This is a genomic window from Ralstonia nicotianae (genome assembly GCF_018243235.1).
GTDB lineage: Bacteria > Pseudomonadota > Gammaproteobacteria > Burkholderiales > Burkholderiaceae > Ralstonia > Ralstonia nicotianae.
In genome coordinates this window covers 1,219,336-1,236,652 of record NZ_CP046674.1, presented here as the reverse complement: position 1 = coordinate 1,236,652, position 17,317 = coordinate 1,219,336, and the positions used below count along the sequence as shown (strand labels likewise).

Below are 17,317 nucleotides of genomic sequence, written 5' to 3'. Positions count from 1 at the left end.
CGTCCGGCCCGCAGTACACGGGCCCGGTCAGGTCAGTTGATCGGGTCCAGCTTGGCGATGCCCAGCGCCAGCACCTTCACGCCGTGGCGGCTGAACTTGATGTGGGCGCGCGCATCGGCGCCCTCGCCTTCCAGCGTCGTGATGACGCCTTCCCCGAACTTGTTGTGGAACACCGACTGGCCGACGCGGAAACCCGTTCCGGCCGCGCGCTTGGTGTCGGCGTAGGTGTTGCCGGTGTCCATGCCGCCGGTCGGGCGGCCGGTGTAGGCCTCGTTGTCGCCGCGCTCGGGGCGCTTGAACCACTCGCGGCCCCAGGCGCTATCGCCCTGCATGCCCTGCCCGCCCTGCGCGCGACGCGTGGGGCTGTAGCCGGTATGCTGCGGCGTCAGCCACTTCAGCGTGGCTTCCGGCAGCTCGTCGAAGAAGCGCGAGCGAATGTGGTAGCGGATCTGCCCGTGCAGCACGCGGCTCTGTGCAAACGACAGGTACAGGCGCTCGCGCGCCCGGGTGATGGCCACGTACATCAGGCGACGCTCTTCTTCCAGGCCGTCGGTGTCCAGCAGGCTGTTCTCGTGCGGGAACAGGCCCTCCTCCAGGCCGGTAATGAAGACAACGTGGAACTCCAACCCCTTGGCGGCGTGCACGGTCATCAGTTGCACCGCGTCCTGGCCGGCCTGTGCCTGGTTGTCGCCGGCCTCCAGCGAGGCATGCGTCAGGAAGGCGACCAGCGGGGTCATCTCCGTCGGCGTTTCATCGGCGACCAGCTCGGTGACGGCATCGCTGTCCGTCTCGCCGCCCTCGATGCGCAGCATCGCGTCGTGGCGCATCGGCAGCGCGGTGGCGATGGCATCGACGCCGTAGCCCTCCTCGGCCACGAAGGCCTGGGCGGCGGTCACCAGTTCCTGCAGGTTCTCGATGCGGTCGAGACCTTCCTTCTCGCCCTGGTAATGCGTGATGAGGCCGCTGGCGTGGATCACGTGCTGGACGATCTCGGGCAGCGTCATCTGGCGCGTGTCGGCGCGCATCTGCTCGATCAGCCGCACGAACGCCGCCAGCTTCGTCCCCGCCGCGCCGGTCAGGTACGGCACCGACGCCGCCAGCGACACGCCATACAGCTTGGCCGCATCCTGCAGCTGCTCCAGCGACCGCGCCCCGACGCCGCGCGCCGGGAAGTTGACCACGCGGCCGAAGGCGGCATCGTTGTCGGGGTTCTCCAGCAGTTGCAGGTAGGCCAGCGCGTGCTTGATTTCGGCGCGCTCGAAGAAGCGCAGCCCGCCATACACCTTGTAGGGAATACCCACCGAGAACAACGCATGCTCGATCACCCGCGACTGCGCGTTGCTGCGATACAGGATGGCGATCTCGGAACGCGCCGTGCCGCTGGCGATGCGCTCGCGGATTTCTTCGACGATCCAGCCGGCCTCCTGCCCGTCGGTGGCGGACGGGTAGACGCGCACCGGCTCGCCGTGGCCGGCGTCGGTGCGCAGGTTCTTGCCCAGGCGGCGGGTGTTGTGGGCGATCAGGTGGTTGGCCGTGTCCAGGATGTTGCCGTGCGAACGGTAGTTCTGCTCCAGCTTGATGCGGTGCGCGACACGGAATTCGCGCTCGAAGTCCACCATGTTGCCGACGTTGGCGCCACGGAAGGCGTAGATGCTCTGGTCGTCGTCGCCCACGGCGAAGATGGCGTTGGGCGTGACGCCCGCCTCGCCCAGGCCGGCCAGGATCTTCAGCCAGGCGTATTGCAGGCGGTTGGTGTCCTGGAACTCGTCGACCAGGATGTGCTTGAAGCGCCGCTGGTAGTGCGCGCGGATCGCATCGTTGTAACGCAGCAGCTCATAGCAGCGCAGCAGCAGCTCTGAAAAATCGACCACGCCTTCGCGCTGGCACTGCGCATCGTAGGCAGCGTACAGGTCGGCCATGCGGCGGTCGAACTCATTGGCGATCTCCAGGTCGCCTGCGCGCAGGCCCTGTTCCTTGGCGCCATTGATGAAGTACTGGACGTTCTTCGGCGGAAACTTCTCGTCGTCGATGTTCAGCGACTTGAGCAGGCGCTTGACGGCCGAGAGCTGGTCTTGCGTATCGAGGATCTGGAAGGTCTGCGGCAGCCCGGCGTCGCGGTAGTGCGCGCGCAGCAGCCGGTTGCACAGGCCGTGGAAGGTGCCGATCCACATGCCGCGCGTGTTGATCGGCAGCATGGCGGACAGCCGGGCGGTCATCTCCTTGGCCGCCTTGTTGGTAAAGGTGACGGCCAGCACACCCGACGGCGACACCCGGGCGCTCTGGATCAGCCAGGCGATGCGGGTGGTCAGCACGCGCGTCTTGCCGCTGCCCGCCCCGGCCAGGATCAGCGCCGACTCGTCGGGAAGCGTGACGGCGGCGCGTTGTTCGGGGTTCAGGTGAGCGAGCAGTTCGGACATGCGGGGAGAGCCTTTGCGGAATCCGGAAATTATACCGGCCGCCTCGCCCGCTTCGCCCATGCCGGCCACCGACAGGCCGTATAATTCCAGGCTTTCGCCCGTCATTTTCCCGGGCCAAACGTCTTCTTGTGCCCCTTCCCAGCATGACCGATCCGAACCAGTCCCTTGCCAAGAGTTTCGAACCCGCCGCCATCGAGCAGAAGTGGAGCGCGGCATGGGAAGCGATGGGCATCTCCCGCGCAACGCTCGAAGCCGGCCGCCCGGATTTCTGCATCCAGCTGCCGCCGCCGAACGTGACCGGCACGCTGCACATGGGGCATGCCTTCAACCAGACCATCATGGACGGCCTCGCGCGCCACGCGCGCATGCAGGGCGCCAACACGCTGTGGGTGCCCGGCACCGACCACGCCGGCATCGCCACGCAGATCGTGGTGGAGCGCCAGCTGGACGCCCAAGGCATCTCGCGCCATGACCTGGGCCGCCCGGCCTTCGTCGACAAGGTCTGGGAGTGGAAGGAGCAATCGGGCTCGACCATCACCCGGCAGATCCGCCGCATGGGCGCCTCGATCGACTGGGAGCGCGAGTACTTCACGATGGACCCGAAGATGTCGCGCGCGGTCAGCGACGTGTTCGTGCGCCTGTACGAGCAGGGCCTGATCTACCGCGGCAAGCGCCTGGTCAACTGGGACCCGGTGCTGGGCACCGCCGTGTCCGACCTCGAAGTCGTGAGCGAGGAAGAAGACGGCGCGCTGTGGCACATCCGCTACCCGCTGGCCCAGCCCGATGCCAAGACCGGCCTCACGCACCTGACGGTCGCCACCACGCGCCCGGAAACCATGCTCGGCGACGTGGCCGTGATGGTGCATCCGGAAGACGAGCGCTACGCCCACCTGATCGGCCAGGCCGTGCGCCTGCCGCTGTCCGGTGAGGCCGATGCGCTGGACACCGCCCAATGGCGCGAGATCCCCATCATCGGCGACGAATACGTCGACCGTGCGTTCGGCACCGGCGTGGTCAAGGTGACCCCGGGCCACGACTTCAACGATTACGCCGTCGGCCAGCGCCACGGCCTGCCGCAGATCTCGGTGCTGACGCTGGAGGCGAAGATCGCCGACACCGCGCCCGCGACCTATCGCGGCATCGACCGCTTCGAGGCCCGCAAGCGCATCGTGGTCGACCTGGAAACGCTGGGCCTGCTGGCCGAGGTGAAGAAGCACACGCTGATGGTGCCGCGCGGTGACCGCACCGGCGTCATCATCGAGCCGATGCTGACCGACCAGTGGTTCGTCGCCATGAGCAAGCCGGCGCCCGAAGGCACGCGCTTCCCGGGCCGCTCGATCGCCGAGGTGGCGCTGGATGCGGTGCAGGGCGGCAAGATCAAGCTGGTGCCCGAGCAGTGGGTCAACACCTACAACCAGTGGCTCAACAACATCCAGGACTGGTGCATCTCGCGCCAGTTGTGGTGGGGCCACCAGATCCCGGCGTGGTACGACGAGGCCGGCAACGTCTACGTCGCCCGCACCGAAGAGGAAGCCCGCGCCCAGGCAGCGGCCAAGGGCCATACCGGCGCGATCAAGCGCGATGACGACGTGCTCGACACGTGGTTCTCGGCGGCGCTGGTGCCGTTCTCTTCGCTGGGCTGGCCGGCCGACACGCCCGAGCTGAAGCACTTCCTGCCCTCCACCGTGCTGGTGACCGGCTACGACATCATCTTCTTCTGGGTGGCGCGCATGGTCATGATGACCCTGCACTTCACCGGCGAAGTGCCCTTCCAGACCGTCTACGTGCACGGCCTCGTGCGCGACTCGGAAGGCAAGAAGATGAGCAAGTCCGAAGGCAACACGCTCGATCCGGTCGACCTGATCGACGGCATCGCGCTGGAGCCGCTGCTGGTCAAGCGCACCACCGGCCTGCGCCGCCCGAAGGACGCGCCCAACGTCGAGAAGCGCACGCGCAAGGAATTCCCGGACGGCATCCCCGCCTTCGGCGCCGACGCGCTGCGCTTCACCTTCGCATCGCTGGCCACGCTCGGCCGCAACATCAACTTCGACTCCAGCCGCTGCGAGGGCTACCGCAACTTCTGCAACAAGCTGTGGAACGCCACCCGCTTCGTGCTGATGAACACCGAGGGCCAGGACTGCGGCCTGCAAGAGTGCGTCGGCGACTGCGGCCCGGAAGGCGCCCTGCACTTCTCGCCGGCCGACCGCTGGATCGTGTCGCTGCTGCAGCGCGTGGAAACCGAAGTCGAAAAGGGCTTCGCCGACTACCGCTTCGACAACATCGCCAGCGCCATCTACAAGTTCGTCTGGGACGAATACTGCGACTGGTACCTGGAGCTGGCCAAGGTGCAGATCCAGACCGGCACGCCGGCCCAGCAGCGCGCCACCCGCCGCACGCTGCTGCGCGTGCTGGAGACGGTGCTGCGCCTGGCGCATCCGATCATTCCGTTCATCACCGAAGAGCTCTGGCAAAAGGTCGCGCCGATGGCCGGCCGCGCCAAGGGCGACGGCACCGAAAGCCTGGCGCAGCAGGAATACCCGCGCGCCGTGCTGGCCAAGATCGACGAGCAGGCCGAGCAGTGGGTGCAGCAGCTCAAGGCACTGGTCGATGCCTGCCGCAACCTGCGCGGCGAGATGAGCCTCTCCCCCGCGCAGCGCGTGCCGCTGTACGCCCACGGCGACGCCGAATTCCTGCAGGCCGCCGCGCCCTACGTGCAGGCGCTGGGCAAGCTGTCGGAAGTGAAGGTTTACACCGATGCCGCCGCCATGGAGCAGGACGGCGCGGGCGCGCCGGTCGCCATCGTCGGCGAGAACAAGCTGCTGCTGAAGATCGAGATCGACGTGGCGGCCGAACACGCGCGCCTGTCGAAGGAAATCGATCGCCTGCGCGGCGAGATCGTCAAGTGCGAAGGCAAGCTGGGCAACGAGTCGTTCGTCGCCCGCGCGCCGGCGGCCGTAGTGGAGCAGGAACAGAAGCGCCTGGCGGACTTCAAGGCCACGCTCGGCAAGCTCGAAGCCCAGATCGCGCGCCTGCCGGTACAGACCGCCTGAGCCGGCGCAACGAACTCATAACGATACCAAGGAAACCCGATGCAACGCGTCACCAAAGCCGTCTTCCCCGTCGCGGGACTGGGCACCCGCTTCCTGCCCGCCACCAAGGCCAGCCCGAAGGAAATGCTGCCGGTGGTCGACAAACCCTTGATCCAGTACGCCGTGGAAGAAGCCATGGCGGCCGGCATCACCGAGATGATCTTCGTGACCGGCCGCAGCAAGCGCGCCATCGAAGACCACTTCGACAAGGCCTACGAGCTGGAAGCCGAACTGGAAGCCAAGCAGAAGACCGCGCTGCTCGAAGTGGTGCGCTCGATCAAGCCGGCGCACGTGGACTGCTTCTACGTGCGCCAGCCGGAAGCGCTGGGCCTGGGCCACGCGGTGCTGTGCGCCGAAAAGCTGGTCGGCAACGCGCCCTTCGCGGTCATCCTGGCCGATGACCTGCTGGACGGCAATCCGCCTGTGATGAAGCAGATGGTCGATCTGTACGAGCACTACAACTGCTCGGTGATCGGCGTGGAAGAGATCGAGCGCGAGCAGAGCCGCTCGTACGGCGTGGTCGACGGCCGCCCGTGGGAAGAGGACGGCAGCGTGATCAAGATGTCGGGCATCGTCGAGAAGCCGGCACCGGAGGCTGCGCCGTCGAACCTGGGCGTGGTCGGCCGCTACATCCTGACGCCGCGCATCTTCGACCATATCCGCAACATCAAGCCAGGCGCCGGCGGCGAACTGCAGCTCACGGACGCGATCCAGTCGCTGCTGTCGGCCGAGCAGGTGCTGGCCTACCGCTACGACGGTGTGCGCTACGACTGCGGCAGCAAGCTCGGCTATCTGAAGGCCACGGTAGAGCTGGCGCTCAAGCACAAGGAAGTGGCCGAGGAGTTCCGCGAGTACCTGGCCTCGCGCTGAGCATCCGACTCCGCCGCAAAAAAAACCCGCGACAGCTTGCGCTGCGCGGGTTTTTTGTTGGCCATGCAGGCCGTCACATGCCGGGCGATGCCTGCTTATTGCGGTGCCGGCAGCGGCGTGATCGTCTGCTTGAGCAGGTTCCAGTAGGTGCTGGTCGTGTACGGCAGCATCTGCTCAACGTAGTTCCACCAGAAGTAGCCGCCGATGAAGCGCGGATCCGACGCCATCTGCGTAGTCCCGATCGGGTAGTACGTTTTGATCAGGCTCTGCTGCACCGAGGTGGGCGCGTAGATGCTGGACGTGCCGATCTCGCCGAAACCGACCTTGGCCACGGGGAAGATCTGCTCCAGCAGTTTGAAGTCGCTCGTCCACGTCGGGCTCAGGCCCGGGCAATCCTGGTACGGGTAGTAGCTGAACAGGGCGTAGTCCGCGCCCTGGCGCACGCGCGCGGGCAGGAAGTTCGTTGCCCAGGTGCGCCACGAGTCCATCGGCAGCTCATAGCAGTTGGTGCCCTTGCCGTCGTCGTTGTAGTACATCGTCACCGACACCAGGCCGCCGGCGCCCTTGACGATGTCGTAGGCGCTGCCGACCATCTGGCCGATCGCCTGCTCCTGCGACGTGGCCGTCGCGGTCGGGCCGCTCGGGTTGGCGCGCAGCCATTCACCGTTGATCTCGTTGGCGATTTCCCACACGTCCACCACATTCTTCAGCGTACCGACCAGCTCCTGCGTGCGCGCCTGATAGGTGGCCAGATCGGTGGGGAAGTAGTACGAGTCCATGATCTCGCCCATCACATAGGCGACGGCATGGAGCTTCACCAGGGCCGGGTAGTACTGCGCCGCGGTCGTGCCCGGATCGAACACCACGCGCACCGTCGGCTTGTACGGCAAGTGTGTCAGCGATGCAACAATGGCGTTGATGTTGCTGACGTCGTCCAGCGTGACGCCGTAGATCGGCGCCTTCGGGCGCGTCGCCTGCGCGGACGCACTGCCTGCGCCCAAGCCACCCAGCAGCGCGACCGCTGCCGTCAGGCCCACCATGGCGCGCCGGCTCATGCGCGCCCATTTTTGTGCTGCTTTGTTTTCCAACATACCTATTCCCTTGGGCGTGACGTAACACGCCCATGTTTCCAATGGACAAACGCCGACCTACCTGTGCGGTATCTCAATGTGGTGTGACTCGGTAGACACACTGAAGGCCGAACCGATGCAAGCGTCGAAGACGCTCCGGTCGGCGAGATGGATGCGCGATTGGAAGCTCATGCCGGAGGACCGGCAGGCTATGCGCTTATAGGATGGACTGGTACAGCTGGCGCGCGCTCATCTGCTGCGAGGCGCGGCTTGACACGAGTGAAAAGCCCTGCACATCAGTTGACCGTCAACACGTTCCCCCCGGGTTGACGGTCAAAAGAATTTTACCCCAAATGGGGTTGCTTTACAAAACGTTTTCGTGTATTGCCCAGGCACATAAAAAAACCGCGGACGGTGTCTCGCGGTCTCTGATATGGCCGATGGTCGACACCGGGCCTTATTTGTGGCGGTAGTTGATCCGCCCTTTGGTCAGGTCGTACGGCGACATCTCCAGCTTCACGCGGTCGCCCGCGAGGATGCGGATGCGGTGCTTCTGCATCTTGCCGGACGCGTAGGCCCAGACTTCCACGCCGTTTTCCAGCTGCACGCGAAAACGGTTGTCGGGCAGCGCTTCGGAGACCACCCCCTCAAATTCGATCAGTTCTTCCTTGGCCAAACTCGTTCCTTTGTATCGTTGCAGCACGCGGCTGCGTCAATGGTTGCAATGGCGAGAGACCCTCCCCGGCACCTTGCCCCGCATGCAGGGATGCGGGCGCCATGCCGCGTCTCTCTGTGCGGACAGCAGGCGGCGGTGACCGGTCGCACAAAGAAGCGGAAACCTCGCACGCCGATCGCGTGCGCCGCTCAGTGCAGGTGAGGATTAGGGACGGTCGCAGGTGCGCGCCGCCCGGCTCGACGCGGGGATCGCCCCCGGTGCTGGACTCAGCCGCCAGCGACCCATGACGGCCGCGCTGTAGACTGGATGCGCCCGCGATTCTACCACGGACACGGATTGGCCGTCCGCCAGTTCAAGCGCCGTCGACCACCGACAGGTCGGGCACGGCCCCATCGATGATGTTCTCGGCAAAACGCAGCGCCGCCACGCGCGCGTCACCCACGTTGCTGAACTGCTGATCCCCGGAGAGGCGGAACACCTGCGTCTGTCCCGGCTCGGGCGCCACACCCTCCCTGCAGATCATGACGGCCGCGTTGTAGCTGCGGTCTTCCCTGGCCTCGGGCCATCGCGCCGTGCGCTCGTGCTGGAAAGCCAACGGGTAGATGTCGAAGCCTTTGTACTGGCCGGCCGGCGAAGTGTCCATCGCAATGCCCCTTTCCTTATCGACGAAGTGCTTTCCGACTATACACCCGCGCGTTTTGCGTGGCCATGAAAGCGCCGCCAACCTTTGATCTACCTCTGTCCGGGGCTTGCGCACGGGCTCGATCCGATCTGCCCAGGCGAGCCGATGGAAAGCGGGTCTTAAGAACTTTCAGGACGCATCCCCCGCTTCCGTCAAGCTTCGGAGCGCACCCGTGTGCTAGCGTGCTTGCCGTGCGCCTCACAAACCTTTGCCACAATGCGGGGACGCAGAATCACAACATTCCATTCGGGTCATCCCACGCTCTCTCCAGACGAATCATGCGCCTGTCCCACACCACGCTCGCTCTCGCCTGTTCCGCCCTCATGCTCTGCGCTTGCGGAGGCGGCGATGGCGGCGGCAGTTCACTGTCGATCCAATCCGACGCCGCTGCCGCAACAAGCACCTCAAGCACCTCAAGCACCTCAAGCACCTCAAGCACCTCAAGCACCTCAAGCACCTCAAGCAACGCCAACGTTGCGGCATCGGCCGCGGCTGTAGCCGTCTGCGGCGCGAACAGCATGTCGCCGCTCGCGGGCGTGCGGACATGGATGTATCAACTGCAGGATCTCCTGACCGACGCGCAGATCAACGCGCTCGATGCCCAGCCGTACGACATGGTCGTCGTCGAGGCCGGCAATACGGTCAAGAACCAGGAGACGTTCAACACGGCCGGCATGGTCACGCGCCTGCATACCAAGGCCGACGGTTCGCCGCGCAAGGTGATCGCCTACATCGACATCGGCCAGGCAGAGAGCTTCCGCACGTATTGGATCGACAATCAATGGAAAACGCCGACCGCCACCAAGCCCGGCGTACCCGATTTCATCCTGACGGCGGACCCGGACGGCTGGGCCGATGACTATCCGGTGGCCTACTGGGACCAACGCTGGCAAGACCTGTGGCTCGGCACCAACGGCGCCGTGGCACAGCTCGCGCGCGAAGGTTTCGACGGCGTCTATCTGGATTGGGTGGAGGGCTACACCAATGCCAAGGTGGTGGCCGCGGCCAAGAAGGCGGGCGTGAATCCGGCCAAGGCGATGGTGGATTTCATCGCCAAGATCCGCGCTGCGGGCCGTGCGATCAACCCGCAGTTTGCGGTGATCCAGCAGAATGCGCCTGAGCTGATCGACGCCGTCGGTGCAGCCAAGCTGCTGCCGAACCTCGACGCGATCTCGCAGGAAGACACGTGGTTCGGCGGGGACGCCGGCGCAAGCTGGGGCGATGCGAGCGGTACCGACCAGGCCACCGAATCCGCCGACACGCAGTGGACCATCGAGCAACTGCAGAAGCATTGCGCGGGCGGCCTACCGGTCTTCACGATCGACTACGCGCTGACGTCCCCGAACCCGCGGACGGTGTACACCACCTCGCGCAGCCTGGGCTTCCGTCCGCTGGTCTCGCGCGTCTCGCTGTCCAAGCCGACGACTACGCCGCCCTGGAACTACTGACGTTGCCGACGGTATTCAGTGCCCTCGCCGGCGCATCGGCAAACGGCAGGCCGACGTAGTTCTCGGCCAACGTGCGTGCCGCGGCCGGCGAGGTCGTCAAGTACTCCAGCTCGGCGTGCTGCAGCCTCTGCATGAACGGGGTGTGGTCGTCGAAGCGATGCAGCATCGACGTCATCCACCACGAGAAATGCTCGGCGCGCCAGATGCGTTGCAGGCAGCGCTCGGCGTAGCCGTCCAGTTGCGCCGTGTCGTTCTGCCGGTAGCGCGCGGTGAGCGCCTGGGCCAGCACGCGCACGTCGGCCACCGCCAGGTTCATGCCCTTGGCGCCGGTGGGCGGCACGATGTGCGCCGCATCGCCCGCCAGGAACAGGCGCCCGTGCCGCATCGTCTCGCAGACGAAGCTGCGCATCGGCGTCACGCTCTTCTGCAGGATCGGGCCTTCCTTCAGGTGCCAGCCATCGTTGTTTTCCAGGCGCGTGTGGAGTTCGTCCCAGATGCGCGCATCGGACCATTCGGCGAGGTTCTCGTCCGGCTTGCATTGCAGGTACAGCCGCGTGATCTTCGGTGAGCGCATGCTGAACAGCGCGAAGCCGCGCGCGTGGCTGGCGTAGATCAGCTCGTCGGCCGCGGGCGCCGCCTCGGCCAGGATGCCCAGCCACGCGAACGGATAGACGCGCTCGAACACCGCCTGCCGCTGCGCCGGGATCGCCGGCCGGCAGATGCCGTGGAAGCCGTCGCAGCCGGCGATGTAGTCGCAGTGCAAGGTCTGCGGCACGCCCTCGTGCACGAAACGCACCGACGGCGTGGCCGATTCGATGTCGTGCAGCGACACCTCCGACACCTCGAACAGCAGCGGTGCACCCTGGCCGATACGCGCGGCGATCAGGTCCTTCACCACCTCGTGCTGGCCGTACACGGTGATGGAGCGGCCGCCCGACAGGGCCGTGAGGTCGAGGCGGTGGCGCTTGCCTTCGAACAGCAGGTCGATGCCGTGATGCACCAGGCCCTCGCGACGCATGCGCTCGCCGACGCCCGCCTCGTTGAGCGTGTCGACCGTGCCCTGCTCCAGCACGCCCGCGCGGATGCGCTCTTCGACGTACTGGCGGCTCCTGGTTTCGAGGATGACGGCATCGATGCCGCTGCGCTGCAGCAGCTGTCCGAGCAGCAGGCCGGCGGGGCCGGCGCCGATGATGGCGACCTGGGTACGCATGGTGGTTGTCTCCGCAAGGATTGGAATCGTTCTGCAAGCATTGTCGGCACAGCGGTTGATATCGGACAATGCAATATCGCCGATAATCTCTATCGCAAATCCATATAGTTCGGAGACTGCCATGACGGCCGCGCTGCCCGCGTTCGATCTGAACCTGCTGCCGATCCTGCTGGCGCTGCACGATGCGCGCAGCGTCAGCACGGCGGCGCAGCAGCTCGGCATGAGCCAGCCGGGCGTGAGCACGGCGCTGGCCAAGCTGCGCACGGCGTTCGGCGATCCGCTGTTCGTGCGCACCTCGCGCGGCATGGAGCCGACGCCGCGCGCGCTGGCGCTGATTCCGGCGGCGCGCGATGTGCTGGCGCGCATCCAGCAGGGCATCGTGGAGACCGGCGCGTTCGATCCGGCCACCACCACGCACCTGTTCTCGATCGCGCTGTCGGACGTGGGCGAGATGGTGTTCCTGCCGCGCATCGTCGAGGCGATGGCGCGGCAGGCGCCGCATGCCTCGGTGCAATCGGTGACGTTGCCGCCGGCGCAGATCGAGCGTGCCCTGGAGACCGGCACGCTCGACCTGGCGGTCGGCTACTTCCCCGATCTGAAGAAGAACAACTTTTTCCAGCAGCGGCTGTTCACCCATTACTTCACCTGCATCGTGCGGGCCGACCACCCGGTCACGCGCGGCGGCAACACCCGGCTGTCGATGCAGCAGTTCCTGGAGTACGGCCACGCCGTCGTGCGGGCCGAGGGCCGCAGCCAGGAGCTGTACGAGCGCTTCCTGGAGCGCAAGCGCATCCGCCGCAAGCCCGCGCTGCTGACGCCGCATTTCATGAGCATTCCCTTCATCCTGGCGCGCACCGACCTGATCGCGACGGTGCCGCATGCGGTGGGGCTGTCGTTCATGCAGTCGCACGCCAACATCCGCGTGATGGAGCCCCCGCTCGCGCTGCCCAGCTTCGACCTCAAGCAGCACTGGCACCGCAAGTTCCACAACGATGCGCGCAGCCAGTGGCTGCGGGCGCTGGTGTCGTCGCTGTTCAACGATGAGGCGGACGAGTGGCGCGAGCCCGGTCATCAGCCGGCGCGGCGCAGGCAGACGCAATAAGGCCGCCCTGAGATGGCGCCGCATCACCGTTCGGCAATCGAACGTTCGATTGCAAGGCGAACATGAAGCCGATACGATCGTGACGCGCAGCCGGCGCCGCGGCGCCACGCCCTCGGCCCACGCCCGCCGATCAACCTTCGGAGACTTTCATGAAACGTCGTGCCTTGCTGCTGACCGCCGTCGCCGGCGCGCTGGCATCCTGCCTGACCACGCTGCCGGCCCACGCGGACGAGCCGATCCGGATCGGCCTGATCGCGCCGTTCTCCGGCGCCTTTGCCGAATACGGCAAGCAGATGGAGGGCGGCATCAAGGCCTACCAGAAGCTGCACGGCACCACGGCAGGCGGCCGCCGCGTGGAGATCATCATGAAGGACACCACCGGCCCCGTGCCCGAAATCGCCAAGCGCCTGGCGCAGGAGCTGGTGGTGCGCGACAAGGTCGATTTCCTGGCCGGCTTCTGCCTGACGCCCGAGGCACTGGCCGTCACGCCGATCGCGCAGCAGGCGAAGGTGCCGATGGTGGTCTTCAACGCCGCGTCGTCGTCGATCACCACCAAGTCGGACTACGTGACGCGCGTGTCGATGACGCTGCCGCAGGTGTCCGCGCCGATGGCCACCTGGGCGCTGAAGAACGGCATCAGGCAGGTCGCCATCGTGGTGGCCGACTACGCGCCGGGCATCGATGCCGAGAACGCCTTCCGGCAGACCTTCACCGCCGGCGGCGGCCAGGTGGTGGAAGCCGTGCGCGTGCCGCTGCGCAACCCCGAGTTCGCGCCCTTCATCCAGCGCGTGAAGGACGTCAAGCCGCAGGCGGTGTTCGTCTTCCTGCCGGCCGGCGAGCAGGGCGTGGCGTTCATGAAGGGCTTCCGCGACCGCGGCCTGGCGCAGGCCGGCATCAAGCTCATCGCCACCGGCGACCTGACCGACGACCACGTGCTGCCCGCCATGGGCGATGCGACGCTGGGCGTCATCACCGCGTTCCACTATTCGGCGGCGCACGATTCGCCGCAGAACAAGACCTTCCTGAAAGCCTTCGCGGACGCCAACCCGGGCGCGGGCCGGCCGAACTTCATGGCGGTGGCGGCCTATGACGGCCTCGGTGCGATCTACGACGTGATCAACAGGCTCGGCGGCAAGATGGACGGCACCAAGGCCATGGGCCTGTTCAAGGGCATGAAGATCGACAGCCCGCGCGGTCCGATCCTGATCGACCCGGCCACGCGCGACGTGGTGCAGACGGTCTACATCCGCCGCGTGGAGAAGGTCGGCGGCGAGCTCTACAACGTCGAGTTCGACAAGTTCGCCGACGTGAAGGACCCGGGCAAGTAACCGCTTACGCCACCGCCACCAGCCGCTGCAGCAGCGGCGCGTCGGCCAGCAGGTCGGCGCTGGCCGATGCATGGACGATGCGGCCGCGGTCCAGCACCAGCGCGCGCCGCGTCAGTTCCAGCGCCAGGCGCGCGTGCTGCTCCACCAGGATGACCGCCATGCCGCCCTCGTCCACCAGCGCGCGGATGGCGCGGCCCAGTTCCTGCACGATGATGGGGGCCAGCCCTTCCATCGGTTCGTCCAGCAGCAGCAGGGCCGGATTGGTCACCAGCGCGCGGGCGATGGCGACCATCTGCTGTTCGCCGCCCGACAGCTGGTTGCCCAGATTGCGGCGGCGCTCTTCGAGGCGCGGAAAGGCCCGGTAGACCCGCGCGACATCCCAGGCGCCCGGCCGCGCCACGGCAGTCAGGTGCTCCTCCACCGTCAGCGACGGGAACACCCAGCGCTCCTGCGGCACCCAGCCCAGGCCGGCCCGCGCGCGCCGGTGCGGCGGCACCCGGGCGATGTCCGCGCCGCGCCAGCGGATGCGGCCGCCATGCAGGCGCGTGAAGCCCATCAGCGTGGCCAGCAGCGTGGTCTTGCCGACGCCGTTGCGGCCCAGCAGCGCGAGGCTGCCGCCGGCGTCGAGGCCGAACGACACGTCGTCCAGCACGACGGCGTTGCCGTAGCCGGCGGTCACGCGCTCCAACGACAGCAGTTCAGCCATGCGCGGCCTCCCCGAGATAGACCTCGCGCACGCGCGGGTCGGCGGCGATCTCTTGCGGCGTGCCTTCGGTCAGCACGCGGCCGGCCACCAGCACGCTGATCCGCTCGGCGAAGCGGAACACCAGGTCCATGTCGTGCTCGATGAAAAGGATGGTGATGTCGCGCGGCAGGCCGGCGATCACCTCGAACAGCTCGGCGCTCTCCCCGGCCGGGATGCCGGCGGCGGGCTCGTCGAGCAGCAGGATGCGCGGCAGCGTCGCCAGCGCCAGCGCGATCTCCAGCAGACGCTGCTTGCCGTAGGGCAAGGCGTGCGTGGGCGATGACGCATCCGCGCCGAGCTGCAGGCGGCCGAGCAGCGCCATCGCCTCGTCGCGCGCCGCCGTGTGCGCCGCCACGGTGCGGTGCCAGTGCCAGGACGCGCCGGTGCGCTCGAAGATGGCCAGCATCACCGATTCCAGTACGGTCAGCCCCGGGAACAGCGTGTTGATCTGGAAGGTGCGGGAGATGCCGCGCTTGACGCGCTGGTGCGCGCTCAGGCGCGTGATGTCGTCGCCGTCCAGCCGCACCTGGCCGGCGGTGGGCGCGAAGGTGCCGGTCAGCAGGTTGATGAAGGTGGTCTTGCCGGCGCCGTTCGGGCCGATCAGCGCGTGGCGCGCGCCCGGCGCGAACGTCAGCGAGATGTCCGCGTTGGCGTGGAAGCCGCCCCAGCGTTTGGACAGGCCGTGCGTGCTGAGTGTCGGCGCGGGAGGCATCGACGGTGCGTTCATGCCGGCCCTCCCCTGCGCGCGCGCCAGGCGCGCATCGCCGCCTCCAGCCCGCCCAGAATGCCGCCGCGCGCGAACAGCACGATCACCATCAGCAGCAGGCCGATCCAGAACTGCCAGTAGACCGGGTTGATGCCGGCCAGCACATCCTGCGCCAGCATGAACACCGCCGCGCCGACCAGCGCGCCGTACAGCCGGCCCGCGCCGCCGAGCACCAGCATGATCAGCAGTTCGGCCGAGCGCGAAAAGCCCAGCGCATCGAGCCCGACGAACTGCGTGGTCTGCGCCAGCAGCCCGCCCGCCACGCCCGCGACGGCGGCGCTGACGGTGAATGCCGCCACCAGCCGCATCCGCACATCCGCGCCGAGCGCCGGCATGCGCCCCGGCCCCTGCTGGATGCCGCGCAGCGACAGCCCGAACGGCGAGCGCACCAGCCGGCGCAGCAGCACGAACACGCCGAACAGCACGGCCAGGCTGTAGACGTAGGCGGTGCGTCCCGACAGATCGAACTCGAAGCTGCCCAGCAGCTTGTCCATGGTCACGCCGGACAGCCCGTCGACCCCGCCGGTCAGGAACGCCATCTTGTTGGCCGCCTCGTACAGCATCAGGCCGATGCCGAGCGTGACCATCAGGCGCGTCAGGTCCTGTCCGCGCACCACCAGGAAGCTGACGCAACACCCCGTCAGCGCCGCCACCGCCGCCGCGGCGACGAGCCCCGACAGCGGCTCACCCCAGCCATGCGCCGCCAGCAGGCCCGCCGTGTACGCTCCCAGGCCGAAGAAGCCCGCGTGCCCCAGCGACACGATGCCCGCGTAGCCGAGCACGAGGTCGAGCGACAGCGCGAACAGCCCGACGATCAGCACCTGGCTGCCGAACACCAGGTAGTCGGGCAGGATGAAGAAGACCAGCACCGGCACGCACCAGAACGCGATCTCCAGCGGCGACCAGCGCGCGTCCGGCAGCCCGTGCGGCCTGGCCGGCGCTTCGGAACGGACGGATCGCGCCACCCGTTGCAGCCCGTTCATGCGTGCCTCCCCAGCAGGCCGCCCGGAAACAGCGCCAGCAGCAGCACCATCAACCCGTAGATGACGAATGCGCCGACTTCGGGCACGTAGTACTTGCCCGCCACGTCGAACACGCCCAGCACCAGGGCCGCCAGCAGCGTCCCCTTGATCGAGCCCGCGCCGCCCACCGCCACCACGAGCAGGAAATACACCATGTACTTGATCGGGAACGCCGGATCGAGACCGAGCACGTCGATGCCCAGTCCGCCGCCCAGGCCGGCCAGCCCCGAGCCCAGCGCGAACGTGACCGAGAACACCAGGCCCACGTTGATGCCGAGCCCGGCCGCGGCCTGCTGGTTGTCCACCGACGCCCGCACCCGCGCGCCGAAGCGCGTGCGCTCGATCAGCCAGGCCAGCAGCGCCGTCAGCACGACCACCACGCCGACCAGGAACAAGCGGTAGCGCCCGACTTCGAGCCCCGTATCGAACACGCGCAATTGCCCGCGCAGCGCGTCCGGCAGCTCCACCGGCTGCTGCGACGGCCCCCAGACATAGGTGGCGCCCGCCATGGCCATGAAGACGAGCGCGATGGAGAACAGCACCTGGTCGAGCGGGCTGGCGCGATAGAGCCGCCGGTACAGCGTGCGCTCCAGCACGAAGCCGGCGGCGGCGGTGGCCAGGAAGGCGATCGGCAGCGTGGCCAGGAACGGCATGCCGAGGCGGTTCATCAGCACCACGCACACGTAGCCGCCCGCCATGGCGAAGGCCCCGTGCGCGAGGTTGATGAAGCGCATCAGGCCCATCGTCACCGACAGGCCGATGCCGATCAGGAACAGCAGGCAGCCGTAGGCCAGCCCGTCGAACAGCACGCCCAGTGCGCTGAGCATGGGGTCTCCTCCTTGGGTCATCGGCGCGCCGGCCGGTTGACGCTGTGGGGTCGCGTGGATGCCCC

Annotated in this window: 14 protein-coding genes; 5 read left to right on the top strand and 9 right to left on the bottom strand. The window is 67.3% G+C overall.

Features of this window, described 5'->3' with window-relative positions; all coding sequences use genetic code 11:
* Nucleotides 1-32: 32 nt before the first annotated feature.
* Complete coding sequence (locus GO999_RS05695; protein ID WP_016726346.1) at nt 33-2,417, bottom strand: UvrD-helicase domain-containing protein; 2,385 nt, start codon at nt 2,415-2,417, stop codon at nt 33-35.
* A gap of 143 nt (nt 2,418-2,560) precedes the next feature.
* Here GO999_RS05695 and GO999_RS05690 point away from each other — a divergent pair, with 143 nt between their 5' ends.
* Both GO999_RS05690 and galU read left to right on the top strand, forming a co-directional pair.
* Nucleotides 2,561-5,467, top strand: coding sequence for a valine--tRNA ligase (locus GO999_RS05690; RefSeq protein ID WP_011002164.1), 2,907 nt, complete (start codon nt 2,561-2,563; stop codon nt 5,465-5,467).
* Between the two features lie 39 nt (nt 5,468-5,506).
* Nucleotides 5,507-6,376 carry a UTP--glucose-1-phosphate uridylyltransferase GalU gene (gene galU / locus GO999_RS05685; RefSeq protein WP_011002165.1) on the top strand — a complete coding sequence of 290 codons (870 nt, stop codon included), beginning with the start codon at nt 5,507-5,509 and terminating at the stop codon, nt 6,374-6,376.
* A gap of 95 nt (nt 6,377-6,471) precedes the next feature.
* Here the strand turns inward: galU and GO999_RS05680 are convergent, their stop codons facing one another.
* The 3 genes from GO999_RS05680 to GO999_RS05670 form a co-directional block, all read right to left on the bottom strand.
* The gene (locus tag GO999_RS05680) at nt 6,472-7,467 is read right to left on the bottom strand and encodes a hypothetical protein (RefSeq protein ID WP_019718499.1); all 996 of its coding nucleotides are present in this window, start codon (nt 7,465-7,467) and stop codon (nt 6,472-6,474) included.
* Nucleotides 7,468-7,903: 436 nt separating this feature from the next.
* A complete protein-coding gene (gene infA, locus GO999_RS05675; RefSeq protein WP_003262224.1) occupies nt 7,904-8,122 on the bottom strand; it encodes a translation initiation factor IF-1 in 219 nt (72 codons plus the stop codon).
* A gap of 352 nt (nt 8,123-8,474) precedes the next feature.
* A complete protein-coding gene (locus GO999_RS05670) occupies nt 8,475-8,765 on the bottom strand; it encodes a hypothetical protein (protein ID WP_011002167.1) in 291 nt (96 codons plus the stop codon).
* Between the two features lie 317 nt (nt 8,766-9,082).
* On the opposite strand from GO999_RS05670, the gene GO999_RS05665 reads away from it, so the two are divergent.
* On the top strand, nt 9,083-10,252 hold the full coding sequence (locus GO999_RS05665; protein WP_211906763.1) for a glycoside hydrolase family 191 protein: 1,170 nt from the start codon (nt 9,083-9,085) through the stop codon (nt 10,250-10,252).
* Here the strand turns inward: GO999_RS05665 and pobA are convergent.
* Nucleotides 10,230-11,462: a 4-hydroxybenzoate 3-monooxygenase gene (gene pobA, locus GO999_RS05660; protein ID WP_211906648.1), complete on the bottom strand. Its 1,233-nt coding sequence runs from the start codon at nt 11,460-11,462 to the stop codon at nt 10,230-10,232. The genes GO999_RS05665 and pobA overlap by 23 nt on opposite strands.
* A 121-nt stretch (nt 11,463-11,583) precedes the next feature.
* Here pobA and GO999_RS05655 point away from each other — a divergent pair, with 121 nt between their 5' ends.
* Both GO999_RS05655 and GO999_RS05650 read left to right on the top strand, forming a co-directional pair.
* Nucleotides 11,584-12,564 (top strand): LysR family transcriptional regulator, encoded by a 981-nt coding sequence (locus GO999_RS05655; protein ID WP_211906647.1) that lies wholly within the window; start codon nt 11,584-11,586, stop codon nt 12,562-12,564.
* Between the two features lie 149 nt (nt 12,565-12,713).
* Nucleotides 12,714-13,892 (top strand): ABC transporter substrate-binding protein, encoded by a 1,179-nt coding sequence (locus tag GO999_RS05650; protein WP_011002171.1) that lies wholly within the window; start codon nt 12,714-12,716, stop codon nt 13,890-13,892.
* 4 nt (nt 13,893-13,896) lie between these two features.
* Here the strand turns inward: GO999_RS05650 and GO999_RS05645 are convergent, their stop codons facing one another.
* Genes GO999_RS05645 through GO999_RS05630 form a run of 4 tightly spaced genes read right to left on the bottom strand, consistent with a single transcriptional unit; the run spans nt 13,897 to nt 17,252 of the window.
* Nucleotides 13,897-14,598 (bottom strand): ABC transporter ATP-binding protein, encoded by a 702-nt coding sequence (locus tag GO999_RS05645; RefSeq protein ID WP_058908074.1) that lies wholly within the window; start codon nt 14,596-14,598, stop codon nt 13,897-13,899.
* On the bottom strand, nt 14,591-15,364 hold the full coding sequence (locus GO999_RS05640; protein ID WP_197360353.1) for an ABC transporter ATP-binding protein: 774 nt from the start codon (nt 15,362-15,364) through the stop codon (nt 14,591-14,593). Before GO999_RS05640 ends, GO999_RS05645 begins: the two co-directional genes overlap by 8 nt.
* Nucleotides 15,361-16,386 (bottom strand): branched-chain amino acid ABC transporter permease, encoded by a 1,026-nt coding sequence (locus tag GO999_RS05635; RefSeq protein WP_211906646.1) that lies wholly within the window; start codon nt 16,384-16,386, stop codon nt 15,361-15,363. Before GO999_RS05635 ends, GO999_RS05640 begins: the two co-directional genes overlap by 4 nt.
* Nucleotides 16,383-17,252: a branched-chain amino acid ABC transporter permease gene (locus GO999_RS05630; RefSeq protein ID WP_211906645.1), complete on the bottom strand. Its 870-nt coding sequence runs from the start codon at nt 17,250-17,252 to the stop codon at nt 16,383-16,385. The genes GO999_RS05635 and GO999_RS05630 overlap by 4 nt, the downstream gene beginning before the upstream one ends.
* Nucleotides 17,253-17,317 lie beyond the last annotated feature (65 nt).

Coding starts and splice junctions, on each gene's coding strand:
- GO999_RS05695 (WP_016726346.1), bottom strand. CDS start 2,417: ATGTCCGAACTGCTCGCTCACCTGAACCCCGAACAACGCGCCGCCGTC.
- GO999_RS05690 (WP_011002164.1), top strand. CDS start 2,561: ATGACCGATCCGAACCAGTCCCTTGCCAAGAGTTTCGAACCCGCCGCC.
- galU (WP_011002165.1), top strand. CDS start 5,507: ATGCAACGCGTCACCAAAGCCGTCTTCCCCGTCGCGGGACTGGGCACC.
- GO999_RS05680 (WP_019718499.1), bottom strand. CDS start 7,467: ATGTTGGAAAACAAAGCAGCACAAAAATGGGCGCGCATGAGCCGGCGC.
- GO999_RS05670 (WP_011002167.1), bottom strand. CDS start 8,765: ATGGACACTTCGCCGGCCGGCCAGTACAAAGGCTTCGACATCTACCCG.
- GO999_RS05665 (WP_211906763.1), top strand. CDS start 9,083: ATGCGCCTGTCCCACACCACGCTCGCTCTCGCCTGTTCCGCCCTCATG.
- pobA (WP_211906648.1), bottom strand. CDS start 11,462: ATGCGTACCCAGGTCGCCATCATCGGCGCCGGCCCCGCCGGCCTGCTG.
- GO999_RS05655 (WP_211906647.1), top strand. CDS start 11,584: ATGACGGCCGCGCTGCCCGCGTTCGATCTGAACCTGCTGCCGATCCTG.
- GO999_RS05650 (WP_011002171.1), top strand. CDS start 12,714: ATGAAACGTCGTGCCTTGCTGCTGACCGCCGTCGCCGGCGCGCTGGCA.
- GO999_RS05645 (WP_058908074.1), bottom strand. CDS start 14,598: ATGGCTGAACTGCTGTCGTTGGAGCGCGTGACCGCCGGCTACGGCAAC.
- GO999_RS05640 (WP_197360353.1), bottom strand. CDS start 15,364: ATGAACGCACCGTCGATGCCTCCCGCGCCGACACTCAGCACGCACGGC.
- GO999_RS05635 (WP_211906646.1), bottom strand. CDS start 16,386: ATGAACGGGCTGCAACGGGTGGCGCGATCCGTCCGTTCCGAAGCGCCG.
- GO999_RS05630 (WP_211906645.1), bottom strand. CDS start 17,252: ATGCTCAGCGCACTGGGCGTGCTGTTCGACGGGCTGGCCTACGGCTGC.